Source organism: Streptomyces sp. 796.1 (assembly GCF_047525675.1).
Lineage (GTDB): Bacteria > Actinomycetota > Actinomycetes > Streptomycetales > Streptomycetaceae > Streptomyces.
In genome coordinates, this window is sequence record NZ_JBLIWA010000043.1 from 43,221 (window position 1) to 60,873 (window position 17,653).

12 protein-coding genes are annotated in these 17,653 nt (G+C 74.0%); 5 read left to right on the forward strand and 7 right to left on the reverse strand.

Annotated features, from left to right (window positions below):
• Positions 1-73 precede the first annotated feature (73 nt).
• Positions 74-1,183: a PDR/VanB family oxidoreductase gene (locus tag ACMA1D_RS25805; protein WP_414726395.1), complete on the reverse strand. Its 1,110-nt coding sequence runs from the start codon at positions 1,181-1,183 to the stop codon at positions 74-76.
• A 1-nt stretch (position 1,184) separates the two neighbouring features.
• Positions 1,185-2,141: a metal-dependent hydrolase gene (locus tag ACMA1D_RS25810; RefSeq protein WP_414726396.1), complete on the reverse strand. Its 957-nt coding sequence runs from the start codon at positions 2,139-2,141 to the stop codon at positions 1,185-1,187.
• A 400-nt stretch (positions 2,142-2,541) separates the two neighbouring features.
• On the opposite strand from ACMA1D_RS25810, the gene ACMA1D_RS25815 reads away from it, so the two are divergent.
• The 4 genes from ACMA1D_RS25815 (at position 2,542) to ACMA1D_RS25830 (ending at position 6,418) form a co-directional block, all read left to right on the forward strand.
• Positions 2,542-3,054, forward strand: coding sequence for a toxin-antitoxin system HicB family antitoxin (locus ACMA1D_RS25815; protein WP_414726397.1), 513 nt, complete (start codon positions 2,542-2,544; stop codon positions 3,052-3,054).
• Between the two features lie 81 nt (positions 3,055-3,135).
• Complete coding sequence (locus tag ACMA1D_RS25820; RefSeq protein ID WP_414726398.1) at positions 3,136-3,981, forward strand: DUF4097 family beta strand repeat-containing protein; 846 nt, start codon at positions 3,136-3,138, stop codon at positions 3,979-3,981.
• Between the two features lie 575 nt (positions 3,982-4,556).
• Positions 4,557-5,630: an ATP-binding cassette domain-containing protein gene (locus tag ACMA1D_RS25825; RefSeq protein ID WP_414726399.1), complete on the forward strand. Its 1,074-nt coding sequence runs from the start codon at positions 4,557-4,559 to the stop codon at positions 5,628-5,630.
• Positions 5,630-6,418, forward strand: a complete 789-nt coding sequence (locus ACMA1D_RS25830; RefSeq protein ID WP_414726400.1) for an ABC transporter permease — start codon at positions 5,630-5,632, stop codon at positions 6,416-6,418. The genes ACMA1D_RS25825 and ACMA1D_RS25830 overlap by 1 nt, the downstream gene beginning before the upstream one ends.
• Positions 6,419-6,507: 89 nt before the next feature.
• Here ACMA1D_RS25830 and ACMA1D_RS25835 read toward each other — a convergent pair whose 3' ends face one another.
• The 5 genes from ACMA1D_RS25835 to ACMA1D_RS25855 all read right to left on the reverse strand — a co-directional run bounded on the left by ACMA1D_RS25835 (position 6,508) and on the right by ACMA1D_RS25855 (position 15,061).
• Positions 6,508-8,541 carry a hypothetical protein gene (locus ACMA1D_RS25835; RefSeq protein ID WP_414726401.1) on the reverse strand — a complete coding sequence of 678 codons (2,034 nt, stop codon included), beginning with the start codon at positions 8,539-8,541 and terminating at the stop codon, positions 6,508-6,510.
• 163 nt (positions 8,542-8,704) lie between these two features.
• Entirely contained in the window at positions 8,705-11,875 is a 3,171-nt protein-coding gene (locus ACMA1D_RS25840; RefSeq protein WP_414726437.1) for an alpha-N-acetylglucosaminidase TIM-barrel domain-containing protein, read from the reverse strand.
• 97 nt (positions 11,876-11,972) lie between these two features.
• Positions 11,973-12,620 (reverse strand): response regulator transcription factor, encoded by a 648-nt coding sequence (locus tag ACMA1D_RS25845; RefSeq protein ID WP_349995346.1) that lies wholly within the window; start codon positions 12,618-12,620, stop codon positions 11,973-11,975.
• Between the two features lie 140 nt (positions 12,621-12,760).
• Positions 12,761-13,564: an RluA family pseudouridine synthase gene (locus ACMA1D_RS25850; protein WP_414726402.1), complete on the reverse strand. Its 804-nt coding sequence runs from the start codon at positions 13,562-13,564 to the stop codon at positions 12,761-12,763.
• 216 nt (positions 13,565-13,780) lie between these two features.
• Positions 13,781-15,061: a sensor histidine kinase gene (locus ACMA1D_RS25855; protein WP_414726403.1), complete on the reverse strand. Its 1,281-nt coding sequence runs from the start codon at positions 15,059-15,061 to the stop codon at positions 13,781-13,783.
• Positions 15,062-15,299: 238 nt separating this feature from the next.
• Between ACMA1D_RS25855 and ACMA1D_RS25860 the strand changes: the two genes are divergently transcribed.
• Positions 15,300-17,606 carry an MMPL family transporter gene (locus tag ACMA1D_RS25860; protein WP_414726404.1) on the forward strand — a complete coding sequence of 769 codons (2,307 nt, stop codon included), beginning with the start codon at positions 15,300-15,302 and terminating at the stop codon, positions 17,604-17,606.
• Positions 17,607-17,653 lie beyond the last annotated feature (47 nt).

A 17,653-nucleotide genomic window follows, 5' to 3' on the forward strand; every position in this document is an offset into this window, starting at 1 on the left:
CCTCCCGGGTCGCCCGCATCCGAAGGTCCGTGTCGCACGCCACCCGCCCCCTCGGTGGCGCCCGCAACCGGACTCAGAGATCCAGGACGATCCGGTCCCCGTACGCGCGCGAGACGCACACGAGCATGCGGTCGGTGCGCTCCGCGTCGGTGAGGAGGGCGTCGCGGTGGTCGACGTCGCCGGCGACCACGCGCTGTACGCAGGTGCCGCAGAAGCCCTGGGTGCAGGAGTACGCGAGGTCGGGCAGGCCCTGCGCGCGGAGCGCGGCCAGCACGGTGGTGCCGGGCGGGACGGTGACCGTGCGGCCGGTGCGGCGCAACTCCACGGTGAACGCCCGCTCGGGCCGTGCGGGTTGCTCGGCCGGGCGGCCGGGGCCCGGCGTGAACCGCTCCAGGTGCAGCCCGCCGCCGGGCGGATCGGTCGCACACGCCGCGGCGACGGCGTCCATCAGGCCGCCGGGGCCACAGCAGTAGACGGCGGCCCCGGCGGGCGCCCCGGCCAGCGCGCCCGCGAGGTCCGGCAGCCCGTCCGTGTCCTCGGGCACCACGCTGACCCGTTCGGGCCCGCCGAGCCGCAGCACCTCGGGCACGAACGGCATGGAGGCCAGCGAACGCCCCCCGTACACCAGCCGCCACGGCTTCCCCGCGGCCTGCACGGCGTGCAGCATCGGCAGGATCGGGGTGATCCCGATGCCGCCCGCGACGAACACGTACGCCGCCGCCTCGACCAGTGGGAACCGGTTGCGCGGCCCGCGGACCTCGATCTCGGTGCCCGCCCGCACCTGCTCGTGCACCTCGCGGGAGCCGCCGCGGCCGTCGGCGACCAGCCGGGTGGCGATGGTGTACGCGCCGCGGTCGGCCGGGTCGCCGCACAGCGAGTACGGGCGGACCGCGCCCGACGGCAGCACGAGGTCGAGGTGCGCACCGGGTTCCCAGGCCGGCAACTCCTCGCCCGTGAGCCGCAGTTGCACCACCCCGTCGGCCACCTCGCGCCGCTCCGCGACCCGTACCCGCAGGCCGGCGGTGGGCGCACGGCGGTCGCGTCCGGAGATCGGCACGTCGAGCGCGGGCAGCGGCCACAGCGGCGACCGCTCCACCTTGCGGCCGACGGCGTGCCGTACGAACAGTGCCGCGGCGGCCACGGCCACCGCGGCCCGCGGGCCCGGCAGCGGGAGGCGGGCCATCTCAGGCACCCCCGGTCGGGTCGGCCGCGGGGGCCTGTTCGAAGCCGGCGGCGGGGGCCTGACCGGCCTCGGCGGCCCGGGCGGCCGGCGAGCGCTCCAGATAGGCCACGGCCTGGGCGGTGCTGCACTCGTGCGAGGGGTGGTAGCCGGGGCTCAGGTACGCCGGGATGGAGCGGGCGATGGCGCCGGTGCGCGGCAGCAGGCCCTGTCGCCCGGCGCGGGTGAACTCGCGCAGGCTCGCCCTGCCGTCCGACAGCGTCGGATCGTTGGCCATGAAGAACCGCAGCCCGCGCTGCCACAGGAAGACCAGCGCGGCGAAGGCGGTGCCCCAGGTCCGCACCCGGCGCCGGTAGCTGCCGTCCACGTGCAGGAACAGGTCGAACGCCACCGACCTGTGCTCGACCTCCTCCGCCCCGTGCCAGCGCAGCAGGTCGAGCATGACCGGATCGCAGCCCCTGCGGTCCAGCGCGTCGGCGCCCAGCACCCAGTCGCCGAGGAACGCCGTGTAGTGCTCGATCGCGGCGATCAGCGCCACCCGCTCCAACAGCCACCACTCGCTCGCCCTGCCCGGCGGCAGCGTGCGGTCGCCCAGCAGCTTCTCGAAGAGCCAGTCCACCTGCGCCGTGTACGGCGTCGGGTCGAGACCCTGCGCGCGCAGGTGCGGCAACACCTGGTCGTGGGCCTGGGCGTGCATGGCCTCCTGGCCGATGAAGCCGAGCACGTCCGCCCGCAGCCGCTCGTCCCTGATCCGGGGCAGGGCCTGTCGGTAGACGTGGACGAACCACCGTTCGCCGGCGGGCAGCAACAGGTGCAGCACATTGATCGTGTGCGTGGTGGACGGGTCGCCCGGCACCCAGTGCAACGGGGTCCCGGCCCACGCGAAGTCGACGTTCCGCGCCCTGAGCGGCGTGTACTCCGAGGCCACGGGGACGGGCTGCGCCTTGGCCGTATTAGACATGTTGTCAATGTACTGGCGGGTAAGGAGTTGGCGACAGGGGTGTGCGGCGGTGATTTCGCCGGGCGTGCTGCTGGGAGTTTCCGCTGGGGATTCGTCGGGGTGGTCGTTGTGGGGACGGGGGTTTCGGGGTGGCGCGGTGTCGGTGTGGGGTGTTTGCTTCGCCTGGCGCCAGAGTGGCATCGCTTGGCGCCATCTGGCGCTACGTGGTGCCAGGCGGCGCCAGATGACGCCATGTGGCACCACGGGGTGGCCGGATGGCGGTGTGGGTGCGCGTGGCGCCGTCCCCTAGCCGGCTGGTGTCATCCTATTTGCGCAGGTCAGAGGCGTGCGGCTCGAATGGTGCGCAGCGTGGTGTCGTTGGCGCTTGCGTATGGCGCCAAAGTGATGTCATGATGACGTCATGGACCTCACCCCGTATGTCGAGACGCTCCGCCGGGAGCTCGCGGTCGCTGCCGAAGCTGGTGGCGACGATGCCCGCGAGCTCGCCGAGCGGCTGACCGCGCCGCTGGAGTCGGCGACCCGACTGACCCTGCTCAACGTGCTCTCGGCCGCGATGGACGAGATCACCCGCGAACTCGCCCCGGGCTCGGTCGACCTGCGACTGCGCGGCCTCGACCCCGACTTCGTGGTGACGCCACCCCCCAGCAGCGAACCCGCCGCGGCGCCCGCCGCGCCGGCCGAACCGCTCCTCGCCGCGCCGCAGGCCGAGGCCGACGAGGGCGGCACCGCCCGGGTCAACCTGCGCTTGCCGGCCCAGCTCAAGGCGCGCGCCGAGGAGGCCGCAGGCCGCGAGGGCCTGTCGGTCAACGCCTGGCTGGTGCGTGCCGTCTCGGCGGCGGTCGGCGGCGGCCAGCCGCGGCCGGTGACCCAGACCCGCACCGTCGGCCAGGGCTTCACGGGCTGGGTGCGCTAGCCGCACACGGCCGTACGAACTTCTCCCCTACCGCGTCCCACCAGCGGGGACGACCCGAAAACCACTGAGGACGGGACAGCCATGCCTACTTTCCAGACTCCGGAATCCGTCTCGGCGACCGTGCACGTGGAGGCCGGCTCCATCCGGTTCCGCGCCACCGACCGCAGCGACACCGTCGTGGACGTACAGCCGCGCGACCCCAAGAAGGAGCAGGACCTGCGGTCGGCGGAGCAGACCGAGGTCAGCTACGCGAACGGCACGCTGACCGTGCGCACCCCCAAGTCGCGCTACCTCGTCGGCCGCACCGGCACCGTCGACGTGACCGTCGAACTGCCCGCTGGCTCGGACGTCAACCTGACCGGCGCCTGGGCCCAGGTGCTCGGCGAGGGCCGGCTCGGCGAGGTCCGGGTGCGGACCTCCTCGGGTGACGTACGGCTCGACGAGACGGGGCCGCTCCACCTGACCGCCGCACACGGGGCGATCACCGTCGACCGGGTCATCGGCACGGCCGAGATCCGCACCAGCACCGGTAGCGTGCGGGCCGGCCTGCTCGACGGGCCGGCCGTGCTGAAGAGCTCGCACGGCACCACGACCGTCGGCGCCGTCACCGGCGACCTGCGGGTGAACGCGGCCAACGGCGACATCGACATCTCGCGCGCCGAGGGCTCGGTCGTCGCGACCACCGCGCACGGCTCGCTGCGCCTTGGCGAAGTGGCCCGCGGCACGGTCCAGTTGGAGACCGCCTACGGCTCCATCGAGATCGGCATCCGCGCGGGCACCGCCGCCTGGCTCGACGTCAGCTCCAACGCCGGCCAGGTGCGCAACCAACTCTCCGAGGCGCCCGCCCCGGAGAAGACCGAAGACACCGTCGAGGTCCGCGCCCGCACCCGCTTCGGGACGATCGACGTCCTCCGCGCCAGGGTCTGAACCGGCCCGCCCGGCACCGGTCCGCACCACAACCGCCGGGCACCGCAACGGCCCCGTGCCGTAACCCTCTCGCGCCGCGCGCCCCACGACCGCCGGGCGCCGCAACCACCCCGCGCCGCACTCCCTTCGCGCCGCGACCGACCGGGCGCCCGCGCCGCCCCCGACCCCCGCGCCTGACGCCCGTACCAGCCGCCACCGGCTCGTACCAGCCCATGGCGACACCGCACCGGCACCACACCCCACCGTGCCAGCGGGGCCGGTCAGCCCTGACCGCCCCGCCGGGCGAGCCGCGCCGACCGCCGGCGCCGCACCACCGCCCGTGCCCTGCCGCCCGCACACCGCGCTGCACCCCGGGTCAGGCCCCGCCGCCCGTGCGCACCACTTCGGCGGCGGCCCCGCCCCGTACGCACCACGCACCACCCCCGCGACGGCCCCGCGCCACTGGCCCCGGGGCCCCGGGCCCCGCCCGTACGGCGCACGCAACCCGGCCCCCGGGCCGGGCCGCGGCTCCGTCCCGGGCCCCATCCTCATCAACTCCCGCCTCCGAACGGAGAGCAACCATGCCTTCCTCTGTCATGCCCACGTCTAGTGCGAGGGGTGGCCACACGGCCCCGATCGCCATCTCCGCGGTCGGACTGCGCAAGTCCTACGGCACCAAGAAGGTGCTCGACGGCATCGACCTGCGCATCCCGGCCGGCACGGTCTTCGCGCTGCTCGGGCCGAACGGCGCCGGCAAGACCACCACCGTGCAGATCCTGTCCACGCTCATCAGCGCCGACGGCGGCCAGGCCCAGATCGCCGGCCACGACCTGGCCCGCTCCCCGCAGCGGGTGCGTGCCGCGATCGGTGTGACCGGCCAGTTCTCGGCCGTCGACGGGCTGATCACCGGCGAGGAGAACATGCTCCTCATGGCGGACCTGCACCACCTGTCCCGGGCGGCAGGTCGGCGCACCGCCGCCGAACTCCTGGCCCGCTTCGACCTGGCGGATGCGGCCAAGAAGCCCGCGTCGACCTACTCGGGCGGCATGAAGCGGCGCCTGGACATCGCCATGACCCTGGTCGGCAACCCGAAGATCATCTTCCTGGACGAGCCGACCACGGGCCTGGACCCGCGCAGCCGGCACACCATGTGGCAGATCATCCGCGAACTGGTCAAGGGCGGCGTCACCGTCTTCCTCACCACGCAGTACCTGGATGAGGCGGACCAACTCGCCGACCGCATCGCCGTGCTCAACGACGGCAAGATCGCCGCGGAAGGCACCGCCCACGAGCTCAAGCGGATGATCCCCGGCGGCCACGTACGGCTGCGCTTCACCGACCCGGACGGCTACCGGCGCGCCGCCCACGCCCTGCACGAGGCCACCGGACCCGCGGCGGACGGCTTCGTACCGGTGGGCGGCGCCCGGGACGACGCCGCGCTCTCGCTCCAGATCCCCAGCGACGGCAGCCAGCGCGAACTGCGCTCCATCCTCGACTGGTTGGACGCCGCCGGCATCGAGGCGGCCGAACTGACCGTGCACACCCCCGACCTCGACGACGTGTTCTTCGCCCTGACCGGCCCGCGCCGCGACAACCACCCCGCCCAGCCCGCGCCCCCCGCACAGTCCGGCCCGTCCGCCCGCACCCACTCCTCGAAGGACGTCCTCTGATGAGCCCCCTGGCCCTCGCCGTGCGCGACTCCTCCACCATGCTGCGCCGCAACCTGCTGCACGCCAGGCGCTACCCGTCCCTCACCCTGAACCTGCTGCTCACCCCCGTCGTCCTGCTGCTGCTCTTCGTCTACGTGTTCGGCGACGTGATGAGCGCCGGCATGGGCGGCGACCCGGACCGCACCCGGTACGTGGCGTACCTGGTGCCCGGCATCCTGCTGATGACCATCGGCGGCACCGTGGTCGGCACCGCCGTCTCGGTCGCCGGGGACATGGCCGAGGGGATCATGGCCCGGTTCCGCACGATGGCCATCCACCGCGGGTCGATCCTGATCGGGCACGTCATCGGCAGCGTGTTGCAGTCGCTGGCCAGCGTGGTGCTGGTGGGGCTGGTCGCCGTCGCCATCGGCTTCAGGTCCACGGGCGCCACGGCCCTGGAGTGGCTGGCCGCGTTCGGGCTGCTGGCGCTGGTCGCCTTCGCCCTCACCTGGATCGCCGTCGGCATGGGCATGGTCAGTCCGAACGTGGAGGCGGCCAGCAACAACGCGCTGCCGCTGATCGTGCTGCCGTTCATCTCCAGCGCCTTCGTGCCGATCGACGCGATGCCGGGCTGGTTCCAGCCGGTCGCCGAGTACCAGCCGTTCACGCCGGCGATCGAGACCCTGCGCGGGCTGCTGCTCGGCACCGAGATCGGCAACAACGGCTGGCTCGCCATCGCCTGGTGCGTGGCGCTGAGCGCCCTCGGCTACCTCTGGTCCAAGGCCACCTTCGACCGCGAACCGAAGTAGCGGCCCCCGCACTCAGCGCCCCGCACCCACCGCCCGCGGGCGGCGTACCCGACCCCGTCGCGTACGCCGCCCCGCCGGCGTTCCCCGGCTCAGCGCAGCGCGTCCAGGCGCTCGCCGCCGGGCAGGGTTGCGGTCAACTCGGGGCGGGCGCCCTGCCGGGCCGGGACGGCCAACAGGTTGCCGGGCGCCGTGCCGTGCACCGCGCCGCTGACCGTGACCGAGGTGACCTGCGGGCTGCCAGCCGCCAGCACGTACCACTGCCCGGCCGCCGACTTCCACAACACGCCGGCCAGCACGTGCGGGGCGCGTGGCCCGCACGCCGCCGAATCCTGCGCGCGGGCGGCGGCTGTGCCCGGCGCGTCGGGGCGGCGCGCGGGCAGTTGGAGTTGGGCCAGCGCCCGGGCGCCCGCGCCGCGCCAGGTCTCCGCCCTGGTGCACACCCAGGCCGCGGTGCCCTCGCCGGTCGGCAGCGGCTGGGTCGCGAACTGCCACGCGTTGACGCTGCGCACGCCCGTCCCGCGGAGCGCCGCCAACTGACAGGCGGTACGCGCCAGCACCTGCCGCGCCGCACCGTCCTGCACGTCGGAGCCGAAGGCCGGACCGTCAGCGCCGGCACCGGCACTGCCGGCACCCGCCCCCGCAGCGCCGGCCGCCCCCGCGGGCCCGGCAGCCTGCGGCGCCCCGTGCGTCAGCCGCGCCGGGACCAACTCGCCGAGGTCGGTGACCAGGTGCGGCCCCAGTTGCAGGGCCGGCCAGGACGTGCAGTCCGCGGCCTCGGCGGGGCTGTGCACCGGCGCCGTCACCCCGTCCGCGCCCCGCTCCACCGGCCGCGCGTCGGACAGCGGCTCCAACAGGTCCCGCACCGCGACCGCATCCACCCAAGGCGCCGTCAGGTAGCGCACGTTGCCCTCGGTACGCGAGACCACAAGGGCCGTCGCCGACGCCTGGTCGGCCGCGTCCGCCCGGCCCAGATCGAGCAGCGCACCGCCGCCCGAGCCGTCCTTCGCCTCCGCGTACCGCACCACCCGCAGCCCGTCGTAGAAGAGCACCACCGCTGCCTGGTCCACCTCGCCCGCGTACAACAGCGCGGGCGGTCCCGCGGGCGGCCCCGGCGGCGTGCCGGGCGTCGCCGAGACCTGTACCGAACCGCCGGGCCTCGCCCACACCGCAAGCGCCCGCCGCAGCAGGTCGGCGTCGCCGAGCCGGTTGCCGCGGGCCGGCCAGGTGGCGAAGTCCGGCCGGCTCACCACGCGCCAGGCCCCCGGCTTCGCCCGGGTCAACCGCGCCGGATCGAGGGCCGCGTCGGCCGCGGGGTTGCGCGCGTAGGAGGGGGCGGCGGCGCCGTCCGGGCCCCAGCCGTCGCCCGGCAGGCCGAGCAGCACCCCGCACGCGGCGAGCGCCGTGGCCGCCGCCACCGCCGCCCGCACGTGCTGGCGGCGGCGCACCAGATCGGTCGGCCGGGCGCGCAGCACGCACGGGTCGAAGTCCGGCGCGGCCAGCGCCGCGGGCGCGGTGGTGCCGGCCGGCAGCCGCACCCCGTCGGCCTCCGCGAGCGCCGCCCGCACGTCGGTGACCCCGGCCTCGTCGAGCAGCTCGCGCAGCGCTGCCCCTTCCAACCCGTCCAGGGCGCGCAGCGCGAACGCGGCCCGCCCCGGCCCGGACAGCGCGCCCAGCGACTGCTGGAGGGCGAGCGCGTCCGCCCCGCCGCTGCGCGGGGCCAGCCGCAGCCCCCACACCTGGGGCAGCAGCGGCGGCAGCGTCGCCCGGCCGGGCAACTCCCAGCGCCGCCGCGGGCGCGCCGCCGCGAGTGCCGCCCGCACCACCCGCAGCCGCACCTGCGGGTACGCGTCGTCGTCCGCCGCCTCGCCGGCGCCGCGCTGCGCCGGCAACCCGGCCGGCCCCGGCTCGTCGGCCTCGGCCAGCTTGGCGCGCGGCAGGGCGCGTTGGGCCAGTGCGTGGGCGGTGCGGACGCGCCGGGTGCGGCCCAGGTCGGGCGGCAGGATGAGGTAGCCGAGCCGCACCAGGTGCGGATAGTCCTCCAGGAGCGCGACCGCGGCCGGCTCCCACTCGACGGGACCTGGGTGCGGCGCGGTCGCCCGCTGCTGTGTCGCCTGCTGTTCCACGGCCCGTAGAACGAGCGAGGGATGCGATGGTCACCTGGCCCGGCGGCGGGCGCAGTGCCGGGGCGGCGGGGGCCGGAGCGGTCCGCGGGGCGGCCCGACCGCGGGCGGCCGGTCGGTGGGACCCCGCGCGCGAGGCCCCACCGACCGCTCCCACCAGGTGCTCCTACGCCGTGCGCCAGTCGCTGAACTCCACCAGCCCGCGGGCGCCCGAACCCCCGTGCGTGGCGGTCATGAACAGGCCCGCGTCCTGCCGCCCGGCGGCCCCCGGCACGGTCACCGTTCCCACCGTCCGCCAACTCGCCCCGTCGTCCGTGGACAGCGCCCCGGTGTACGCGCCGGAGGCGTCCCGGGCCAGCCGCAGCAGCACCGGGGCCCGCACGCCGGTGACGCGGCGGTAGGTGTCCACGGTGCCGTCGCCGTTGGCGTCGTAGGAGAGCACCACGCCGTTGCCCGGCGTGGCGGCGAGGTTGAGGAAGCCGGCGGAGCCGCCCGTGCCCAGGTCGTTGCGGACGATCAGGCCCGCGCGCGCCCACGGCCCGGTGTTCTCCTGGCCCACCACCCGCACCGTGACCGCGCCGCCGACGGCCAGCGACCGCGGCCGGTAGACGGCGCCGAACTCGGCCGTCGCCTTCCACAGGTCCCGGCCGCCGCCCTCGATGGCGTACCGCTCGCCGAGCCGCCCGAAGACCGCGTCGTTGCTGGTCACCGTCTGGTCCTCGGCGGCCAGCGGCCCGGCCACGTACAGCCTTCCGGTCCGTACGTCGGTCACCCGGTCCGCGCCGCGCGGCCCGTAGACCGTGCTCAGCTCGTACGGCAGCGGCTTCAGCGGCTCGGTCAGCGGCGTGTCGGGCGCGCTCACCCGCCAGCGGGCCTGCGCGTGTTCGGCCGCCGGGACGCCGGGCACCGAGGTGGGCCCCTGCGGCGCGGCGTCCGGGCCGGTCAGCCGGAAGTCCACCCGGCCGGTCGGCGAGAGGCCGTTGACGTTGTGGAAGTCGACCGTGACCAGGGCGCTGCCGCCGGGCTCCAGCGTGGTCGGCTCGGCGCTGACGTCGATGGCGCCCTGGTACGGGGCCTTCGCCAGCGCGTCGAAGACCCGGGTCGCGGTGCGGTGCGCGTCATGGGTGGGCCGCAGCGGGTACTCCTTGCGCTCCCGGGTCCACGGCTCCTCGATCGCGTACCAGTCGAACGCCTTCGGCTCCCGGCCGGTGGCCAGCGCGTCCGCCAACTCGTCCAGGTAGCTGCGCCACTGCGGCAGGTGGAAGTCGCCGATCAGGCCCTGCCAGTCGCGGTTGCCGTAGTTGGCGAGCCGGCCGGTGTCCGCGGTGGCGCGGTCGGCCCAGGTGGTGATCAACGCCCGCGCGGTGTGCTCCAGTTGGGCCTCCTCGGCCGCCCCCGACGCCATCCGCTTGGCGTCCGCGAGCCAGGGGCCGAGCAGGAACGCCCGGTGGGACGCGGCCATCTCCTCGCTCAGCTCCATCAGCCGCAGCCACAGCCGGGACAGCGCGCCGAACGCGGTCCGGTCGCCCCGCTCGTAGGCCGCCTTGAGCTGCGGGAGCAACTGCCAGGACCGGTTGGCCAGCACCTGTCGCCCCAGGTCGGTCAGGTCGTAGCGGTAGCTGTCGGTGGAGCGCAGCGGCGGGCGCACGCGCAGCAGTGCGGCGAAGGCGGTGTCGAAGACCGACACGTCGAAGGCGGGTACCCGGGTCGCGTAGTACGTCCCCGAGCGGGCGCCGAGGTGCGGCCGGGCCGCGAAGATCGAGTCGTGCGGCCGGCCGTCCGCGCTGCTGATCCGGTACGCGCTCTCGCGCAGCGCGGCGAACGCGGCCCTGGCGTGCTCGTCGGGCGCTCCGTAGCGCAGGTCCGCGTACTCCTTGAACCAGGCGGTGCGGTCCACCGCCGCATCCCGCCAGGCCAGTTCGCTGAAGAGCTCGAAGGCGGCCGGATCGCGCTCGGCGGCCTCCGGCATGTACGCGCTGCCCACGAGCTGGCTGTTCGGCTTGTCCCGCCAGACGGTGAAACGATCCGTCCACATGTGGGCCTTGGCGCCGATCGTGGTGCGGCCCCCGAAGTTGGGGATGGTGCCGAAGGCGTACGGGGTGCCGTCCCAGTCGCGCTCGCGGTCCTCGATCCGCTCCAGGTCCGAGAGCCCGTCCACGACCAGCAGCCGGCTCTTGTCCACGGCGGCCAGCAGCTCCGGGCGCGGGTTCTGCTGCCAGCCCAGAATCACCCAGACGGCCTCCGGCCGGGCGGCGTGCAGGGCGCGCTGCACCGCCCTGGCCGCATCGGCGACCGGCACGTCGCCGGCGGTGCCGCCCTCGTGCAGCAGGTCCATCTTGTAGCCGACGGCCGGCCCGAACAGCCCCTCCTGGTGCCGGTAGAAGGCCGCGGCGACCCGGTCGAAGACGGGCGTGCGCGGGTCGAGCCAGTCCGGGCGCGGCAGCCCGTTCCAGGTGCCCTGTTCGATGGTGCGCCCGCCCGGGTTGCGCTCGGCGAAGCCGGCCGGCACGGTGCCGAAGTAGCCGGGGAAGACCGGGGACATGCCCAGCTCCCGCAGCCGGCGGGCGATGCGCTGCCCGAGCTCGGTCCGCTTGGCCAACAGCTCGGGGCTGAGCGGGCCGCCGTACTCGCTCAGGTTCTGCAACATCCACCACGGCTGGTGCGAGGGGGCCGGCAGCCAGGTCCGCAGCTCCGCGTCCGAGTAGCCGAACTCCTGGAGCAGCCGGTGGTAGACGGCCTCCTGGCCGGTGGTCACCAGCACCTCGTTGCAGCCGTGCAGGGCCAGCAGGTCGATCATCCGCTCCCAGCGGGCGAAGTCCGCGTACGGGGCGGTGTAGCCGTCGTGCGTGTCGTTGAACGCGAAGCGGTGCGGCAGCGCGGTGGAGCGGCGCAGCGGTTCCGCGGGCGCCGGCAGCCGCCGCGGCAGCTCCACCTGACTGCCCGACCAGGAAAAATGCGCCCGGCACACGTACTTCAGGTACCAGTGCACGCCGGTCAGCAGCACCGCGGGGCTGGTGCCGGCCACCTCGATGCGGCCGGTGGAGCCGGTGACGGCGAACCGCTCGTGGCTGCCGGCCGGGTGCCGGCCGACGCCGCCCGCCCGGCCGCCCCGCGGCCCGCCGTCGAGCAGCCGCAGGTGGAACTGGTCCGCGTGGTCCGGCAGCAGCCGGGCCAGCGCCGCGCGGGCCGGCGCCGGGCTCGGCGGCGCGGCGGACGCGTGGGCCCCGTCCCTGCTGCGCGGGGCGGCGACGGCCCCGGTGGAGTGCGCGGTCAGCGCCGCGCCGACGCCGAGGGCGCCGGCGGTGCCGATGACGGTGCGTCTGGTCAGTTCGCTCAACGGATGCCCCCACGGCTCGTCAGGATCGGTGGACACATGCGAGGGGCACGGTAACCGCTTGCACACGCTCGGTCGAGACGGTCGGGGGCGGGTGTCGTCAGCCGCGGTCGAGATAGGCCAACACGGCCAGGACGCGACGGTTGTCGTCGTCCGACGGGGGCAGGCCGAGCTTGCCGAAGATGTTCGAGGTGTGTTTCGCGACGGCCCGCTCGGTGACGAAGAGCTGGGCGGCTATGGCCGCGTTGGACCTGCCCTGCGCCATCAGCTCCATCACCTCCTTCTCGCGCGGCGTCAGGTTGCCCATCGGCTTGTCCTGCGAGCGGCGGGTCAACAACTGCGAGATGACCTGCGGGTCCATCGCCGTACCGCCGGACGCCACCCGGCGCACCGCGTCGATGAACTGGTCGGCGTCGAAGACCCGGTCTTTCAGCAGGTAGCCGATGCCGCCACTGCCGTCGGCCAGCAACTCGCGGGCGTACAACTGCTCCACGTGCTGGGAGAGCACCAGCACCGGCAGGCCCGGCGTCGCGCGGCGGGCGGCCAGCGCGCACTGCAACCCCTCGTCGGTGAAGGACGGCGGCAGCCGCACGTCCACCACGGCCACGTCGGGCTGCAACTCGGCCAGCGCCCGGGTGAGTTCGGGCCCGGACTCCACCGCGGCGGCGATCTCGAAGTCGTACGCCTCCAACATCCGCACCAGACCGTCCCGGAGCAGAAAGAGGTCTTCGGCCACCACAACGCGCACAGGGGACTCCAGCGGAGGAGAACGACGGCCACCGGACCTCCGCCCGGTGGCAACGGGCGCCCCGCACTCTACCGAGGAACGTGCTGGTCGTAACCAGGGTATGGACGCGGGCGGTGGGGACGTGCCCGGCGGGGCGTCGGTCAGGTGGAGGCGTACCCGGCGAGCACCGCGGCCGGGCCGCCGGCCGGCAGCCGGTCCGCCACCGGGGCCCAGAAGTCCGCGCCGGGCTCGGCGGCCACCGCGACCCGCTCGCCGTCCGCCCAGCTCGCGTCGAACGCCAGCCGCCAGGAGTGCAGCGCGGTGCGCTCGCCGCGCTCCGCCGCCTGCCGGTCGAAGAGCGGATCACCCACGATGGGGAAGCCGATCCAGGCCAGGTGCACCCGGATCTGGTGCCGGCGCCCGGTGACCGGCTCGATGGCCAGCAGGGTGTGCTGCTCGTCGGCCCACAGACGGCTGAAGTGGGTGATCGACGGATACGTCTTGACGTGCGTGAACACCTTCTCCTCCGGCACCCGCCAGCAGCCGCGCCCGGTGGCCGACACCTCGGCTTCGATGTCCTCGCGCTGCGCGCCGACCCGGACCCGGTTCTTGCGGCCCACGCTCAGCGACAGGTCGATCGTGCCGCTGGCCGGCAGCCCCCCGGGCCGTCCCGCGGTCGGCACCAGGGCCAAGTACGCCTTGTCCACCGTGCGCTTGTTGAACTGCCGGGTCACCTCGGACTGGATGCGCTGCTCCTTGGCGAACAGCACCGCGCCCGAGGTCACCTTGTCGATCCGGTGGCACGGGATGAGGGTCTCGCCCACCTCGTCGGCCATCCGCACCAGGTCGCTCTCGTGCCGCTCGCCCATGACGGAGATCCCGGCGGGCTTGTTCACCACGAGGAACGCCGCGTCCTCCCGCACGATGGAACCCGCACGGTCCCGGATCTGGGTCCACTCGTTCATCTGCATCCATCTCAGGTCCACGACGCGGCCAGGCGCCCGCGCCCGGCCCATGCTGCCAAACGGCGCCGCGAGCGGGAAATCCGGCCGCCACCCGGGCGCGGACCGCGCGGCGGCCGGTTGACGCGGGGCGCACGCGTACGGGCCGACCCGGGGAATCCGGGCCGGCCCGTACGTGAAGGTCGGAATCAGCCGTGGCCGGGCGCGCTCGGCCCGGGCTCAGGGCCGGTCCGCGCGGGCCGGGAAGGGCTGGCAGGGGATCTCCATGGTGACCATGGTCGGGCCGCCGGCCGGGCTGCTGATCGCCAGCAGCCCGTCGAAGGCGCCGAGCCGCCGCTCGATCCCGGTCAGCCCGGTGCCGCCCGCGGTGTCCGCACCGCCCTTGCCGTTGTCGGTGACCGCCATCCGCAGCGCACCGTCCGCGTAGTGCACGTCCAGCCACACCCGCCGCGCCCCGGAGTGCTTGGCCGCATTGGTCAGCACCTCGCTGATGGCGAAGTACGCCGCCGACTCCACCGGCTCCTCGAACCGCCCGGGCAACTCCACGTCCACCTCGACCGGCAGCGCCATCCGCAGCGCCAGCGCCCGTACCGCATCGCCCAGGCCCCGCTCGGCCAGCACCGGTGGGTGGATGCCGCGCACCAGGTCGCGCAGTTCCGCCAGCGCCTCGGCCGAGTTCGCCCGGGCCATCGACAGCATCTTCTTCGCCCGCTGCGGGTCCTTCTCGATCAGCGCCTCGATGGTGCCCAGGCTCATGCCCATCGCCACCAGCCTGGCCTGCGCCCCGTCGTGCAGGTCGCGCTCGATGCGGCGCAGCTCGGCCGCCGAGGAGTCCACCGCGTCGTGCCGGGTGGTGGTCAGCCGCTCGACCCGGGCCGTGAGCACCATCTGCGGGGTGGGCGCCAGCAGGCCGCGGCACACGTAGAAGTGGCCCTGCCGGAACGCCGGGCTCGCGAACACGCCGAGCACGATCAGCCCGAGCCCGACCAGCGCCGCGAGGTTCGCCGTGTACTGCGAGGTGACCGGCACGAAGGCGTACCACTCGCTGCCGCCGGAGTTCACGATCGGCTCCCACACGCCCGCCGCGAGGACCGAGCCGTAGAGCCCGTACGGGATGAACATGAAGGCGAACAGCGCCAGCACGAAGCCCGCGATCATGTCGGTGAACAGCCACAGCAGATCGCGCCAGGACGCCGGGTCCTTCAGGATCAGGGTGGTGCGTTCGACCACGCCGGCCAGGCCGCGGCGCGGCAGTTCGGGGAAGGGGCGGTAGGGCTCCGGGATGGTGATGCCCGCCCAACGGGCCGCCGTGCGCCGGCGCCAGTTGGCGTGGCCGCGCACCGCCGCCGTCACGTACGGGGTGGTGATCAGGCCGAGGCCCAGCACGATGAAGACGAGCGAGAGCACTGAGAACACGAACAGCGTGATCGAGCCCACCAGCGTGATGAACATCAGCGCGAACCCCTGTGCGGTGGCGGTCAGCGCGTTGCGGACTCTCATCTGTTGCTCTCCCCGTGATCGGCCGTTCACCCGAACCTCGGGCTCTCATCCAGTCTGGCGGCCCGATCAGTGTGCGGCACTGGCGCCGGGCACCGAGTGGGGGTGTACCTAGCACCACCCCGCCCACCTCGCCTTTTGCTTCGGGCGTTGGGTGCTTTGGCGGCTGGGGAGCGGGGCGGGCGATTCCTAGCGTGAGGGACGTGACTTATTCGGTCCTTACCTCAGGGGGAGAGACGCCATGAAGCAGAACCTCGCGGCCCGACTCGGCGGATGGAGTACCCGCCACCGCAAGACCGCGATCTTCGGCTGGCTGCTGTTCGTGGTGCTGATCGCAGTGGTCGGCGGCGCCTCGGGCATGGTCGAGATGACCCACTCCGAGGAAGGCGCGGGCGACTCCGTCAAGGCGGAGAAGATCCTGGAGGACGCCGGCCTCCAGACGCCCGCCAGCGAGATGGTCATGGTGCGCAGCGCCGAGCCGGACGGCTGGCGGGAGGTGGCCGGACAGCTCGCCGCCGACATTGCCAAGACCGGCGAGGTCGAACACCTCAAACCACCCGTACGCTCCGAAAGCGGCCGGGAAGGGCTGATCACCTTCGACATGAAGGGCGACGCCGACAGCGCGGGCGACCGCGTCGACCCGGTGATGGACCTGGTCGACCAGGCCGCCAAGTCACACAAGGAACTGGAGGTCTACCAGTTCGGCGAAGCCAGCTCCGCCACCTGGCTGGACACGGTGCTCGGTGACGACATGAAGAAGGCCGAGTTCACGGCCGTACCGCTGGCGCTCGGCATCCTGTTCGTGGTCTTCGGTGCCGTGGTCGCCGCCCTGCTGCCGGTGATCCTCGCCCTGACCGCCTGCGTCGCCACCTTCGGCGCCCTCGCGCTGATCAGCCACCAGATGCACCTGACGCCCACCATCAACTCGGTGATGTTCCTGGTCGGACTGGCCGTCGGCGTCGACTACTGCCTGTTCTACCTGCGCCGGGAGCGGGACGAGCGGGCCGCGGGCCGCGACTCGGCGACCGCGCTGCGCATCGCCGCGGCCACCAGCGGCCGGACCGTGCTGGTCTCCGGCTTCACCGTGATGGTCGCCATGGCCGGCATGTTCTTCTCCGGGCTGCTGCTCTTCAAGGGCTTCGCCGTCGCCACCATCGTGGTCGTCTTCATCGCCATGCTCGGCTCGGTGACCGTACTGCCCGCGATGCTCTCCTGGCTCGGCGACCGGGTGAACAAGGGCCGGCTGCCGTTCGCGGGCCGCCGGGCGCAGCGCCGCGCGGCCCGGCCGGCCAGGCCCGGCGTCGTCACCACGCTGATCAGGCCCGTGGTGGCCCGCCCGAAGGTGTTCGCCGTACTGTCCGCAGCGCTCCTGGTGGTGCTGGGCGCGCCGGCCCTCGGCATGAAGACCGAACAGCTCGGCCTGGAGAAGCAGTTCGGCAAGGACGCCGGCATCGCGGTCGCCTTCCGCGAGATCACCGACACCTTCCCCGGCGGGCCTTCGCCGGCCCAGGTGGTCATGGCGGGCGACGTGCAGAGCCCGCGGTTCACGGCCGCGGTCGCCGACTTCAAGAAGCAGGCCGCCGCGGCGGGCGAGTTCGGCAAGGGCATCGAGGTCAGCATCCACCCGGACCGGGGCGTGGCCGAGATCGACGTGCCGCTGGCCGGCAACGGCACCGACGACGCGTCCAAGCGGTCACTTGAGACGCTGCGCGAGGACCTGGTGCCCAGCACCCTGGCGGACGTCACCGACCAGGTCTACGTCACCGGCGACCTGGCCTCCTCCATCGACTTCAACGACCAGCTCAAGGCGGGCATCGTGCCGGTCTTCGTGTTCATCATCGCGATGACGTTCCTGCTGATGCTGGTCTGCTTCCGCTCGGTGCCCATCGCGCTGGTGTCGATCGTGCTCAACCTGCTGTCGGTGGCCGCCGCCTACGGCGTGATGGTCGCCGTCTTCCAGCACGGCTGGGGCGCGGGGCTGCTCGGCATGGAGAAGGTCGGCGCGATCGAGTCCTGGATGCCGCTGTTCGTGCTGGTCATCCTGTTCGGCCTGTCGATGGACTACCACGTCTTCGTGGTCTCCCGCATCCGTGAGGCGCACGACCGGGGCCGCTCCACCGGCGCCGCGATCGTGGAGGGCATCCAGGCCACCGCCGGTTCCATCTCCGGCGCCGCGGCGATCATGGTGGCGGTCTTCGCGGTCTTCGCGATGCTCTCCATGCAGGACATGCAGCAGATGGGCGTCGGCCTTGCGGTCGCGGTCCTGCTGGACGCCACGCTGGTCCGGATGGTGCTGCTGCCCTCGGTGATGGCGCTGCTCGGCGAGAAGAACTGGTACCTGCCCCGCTGGCTCGGCTGGCTGCCGCACTTCTCGCACGGCGAGGAGCCGGCCGAGCCCGTCACCGCCCCCGCCGCGCAGCCGGCCGGGTACCCGGCGGCCTACCAAGGCCACCCGACCGCCCACGGCTCGTACGCTGCTCCCGGCCAGGTTCAGGGCCACGGCCAAGACCACGGCCGGCCGTACGACGACGGGACGCGCCGCTACTGAGCGACCACCCGTGCTACCACCACCGGGCGGGCGCCCGGCCGGCTGCC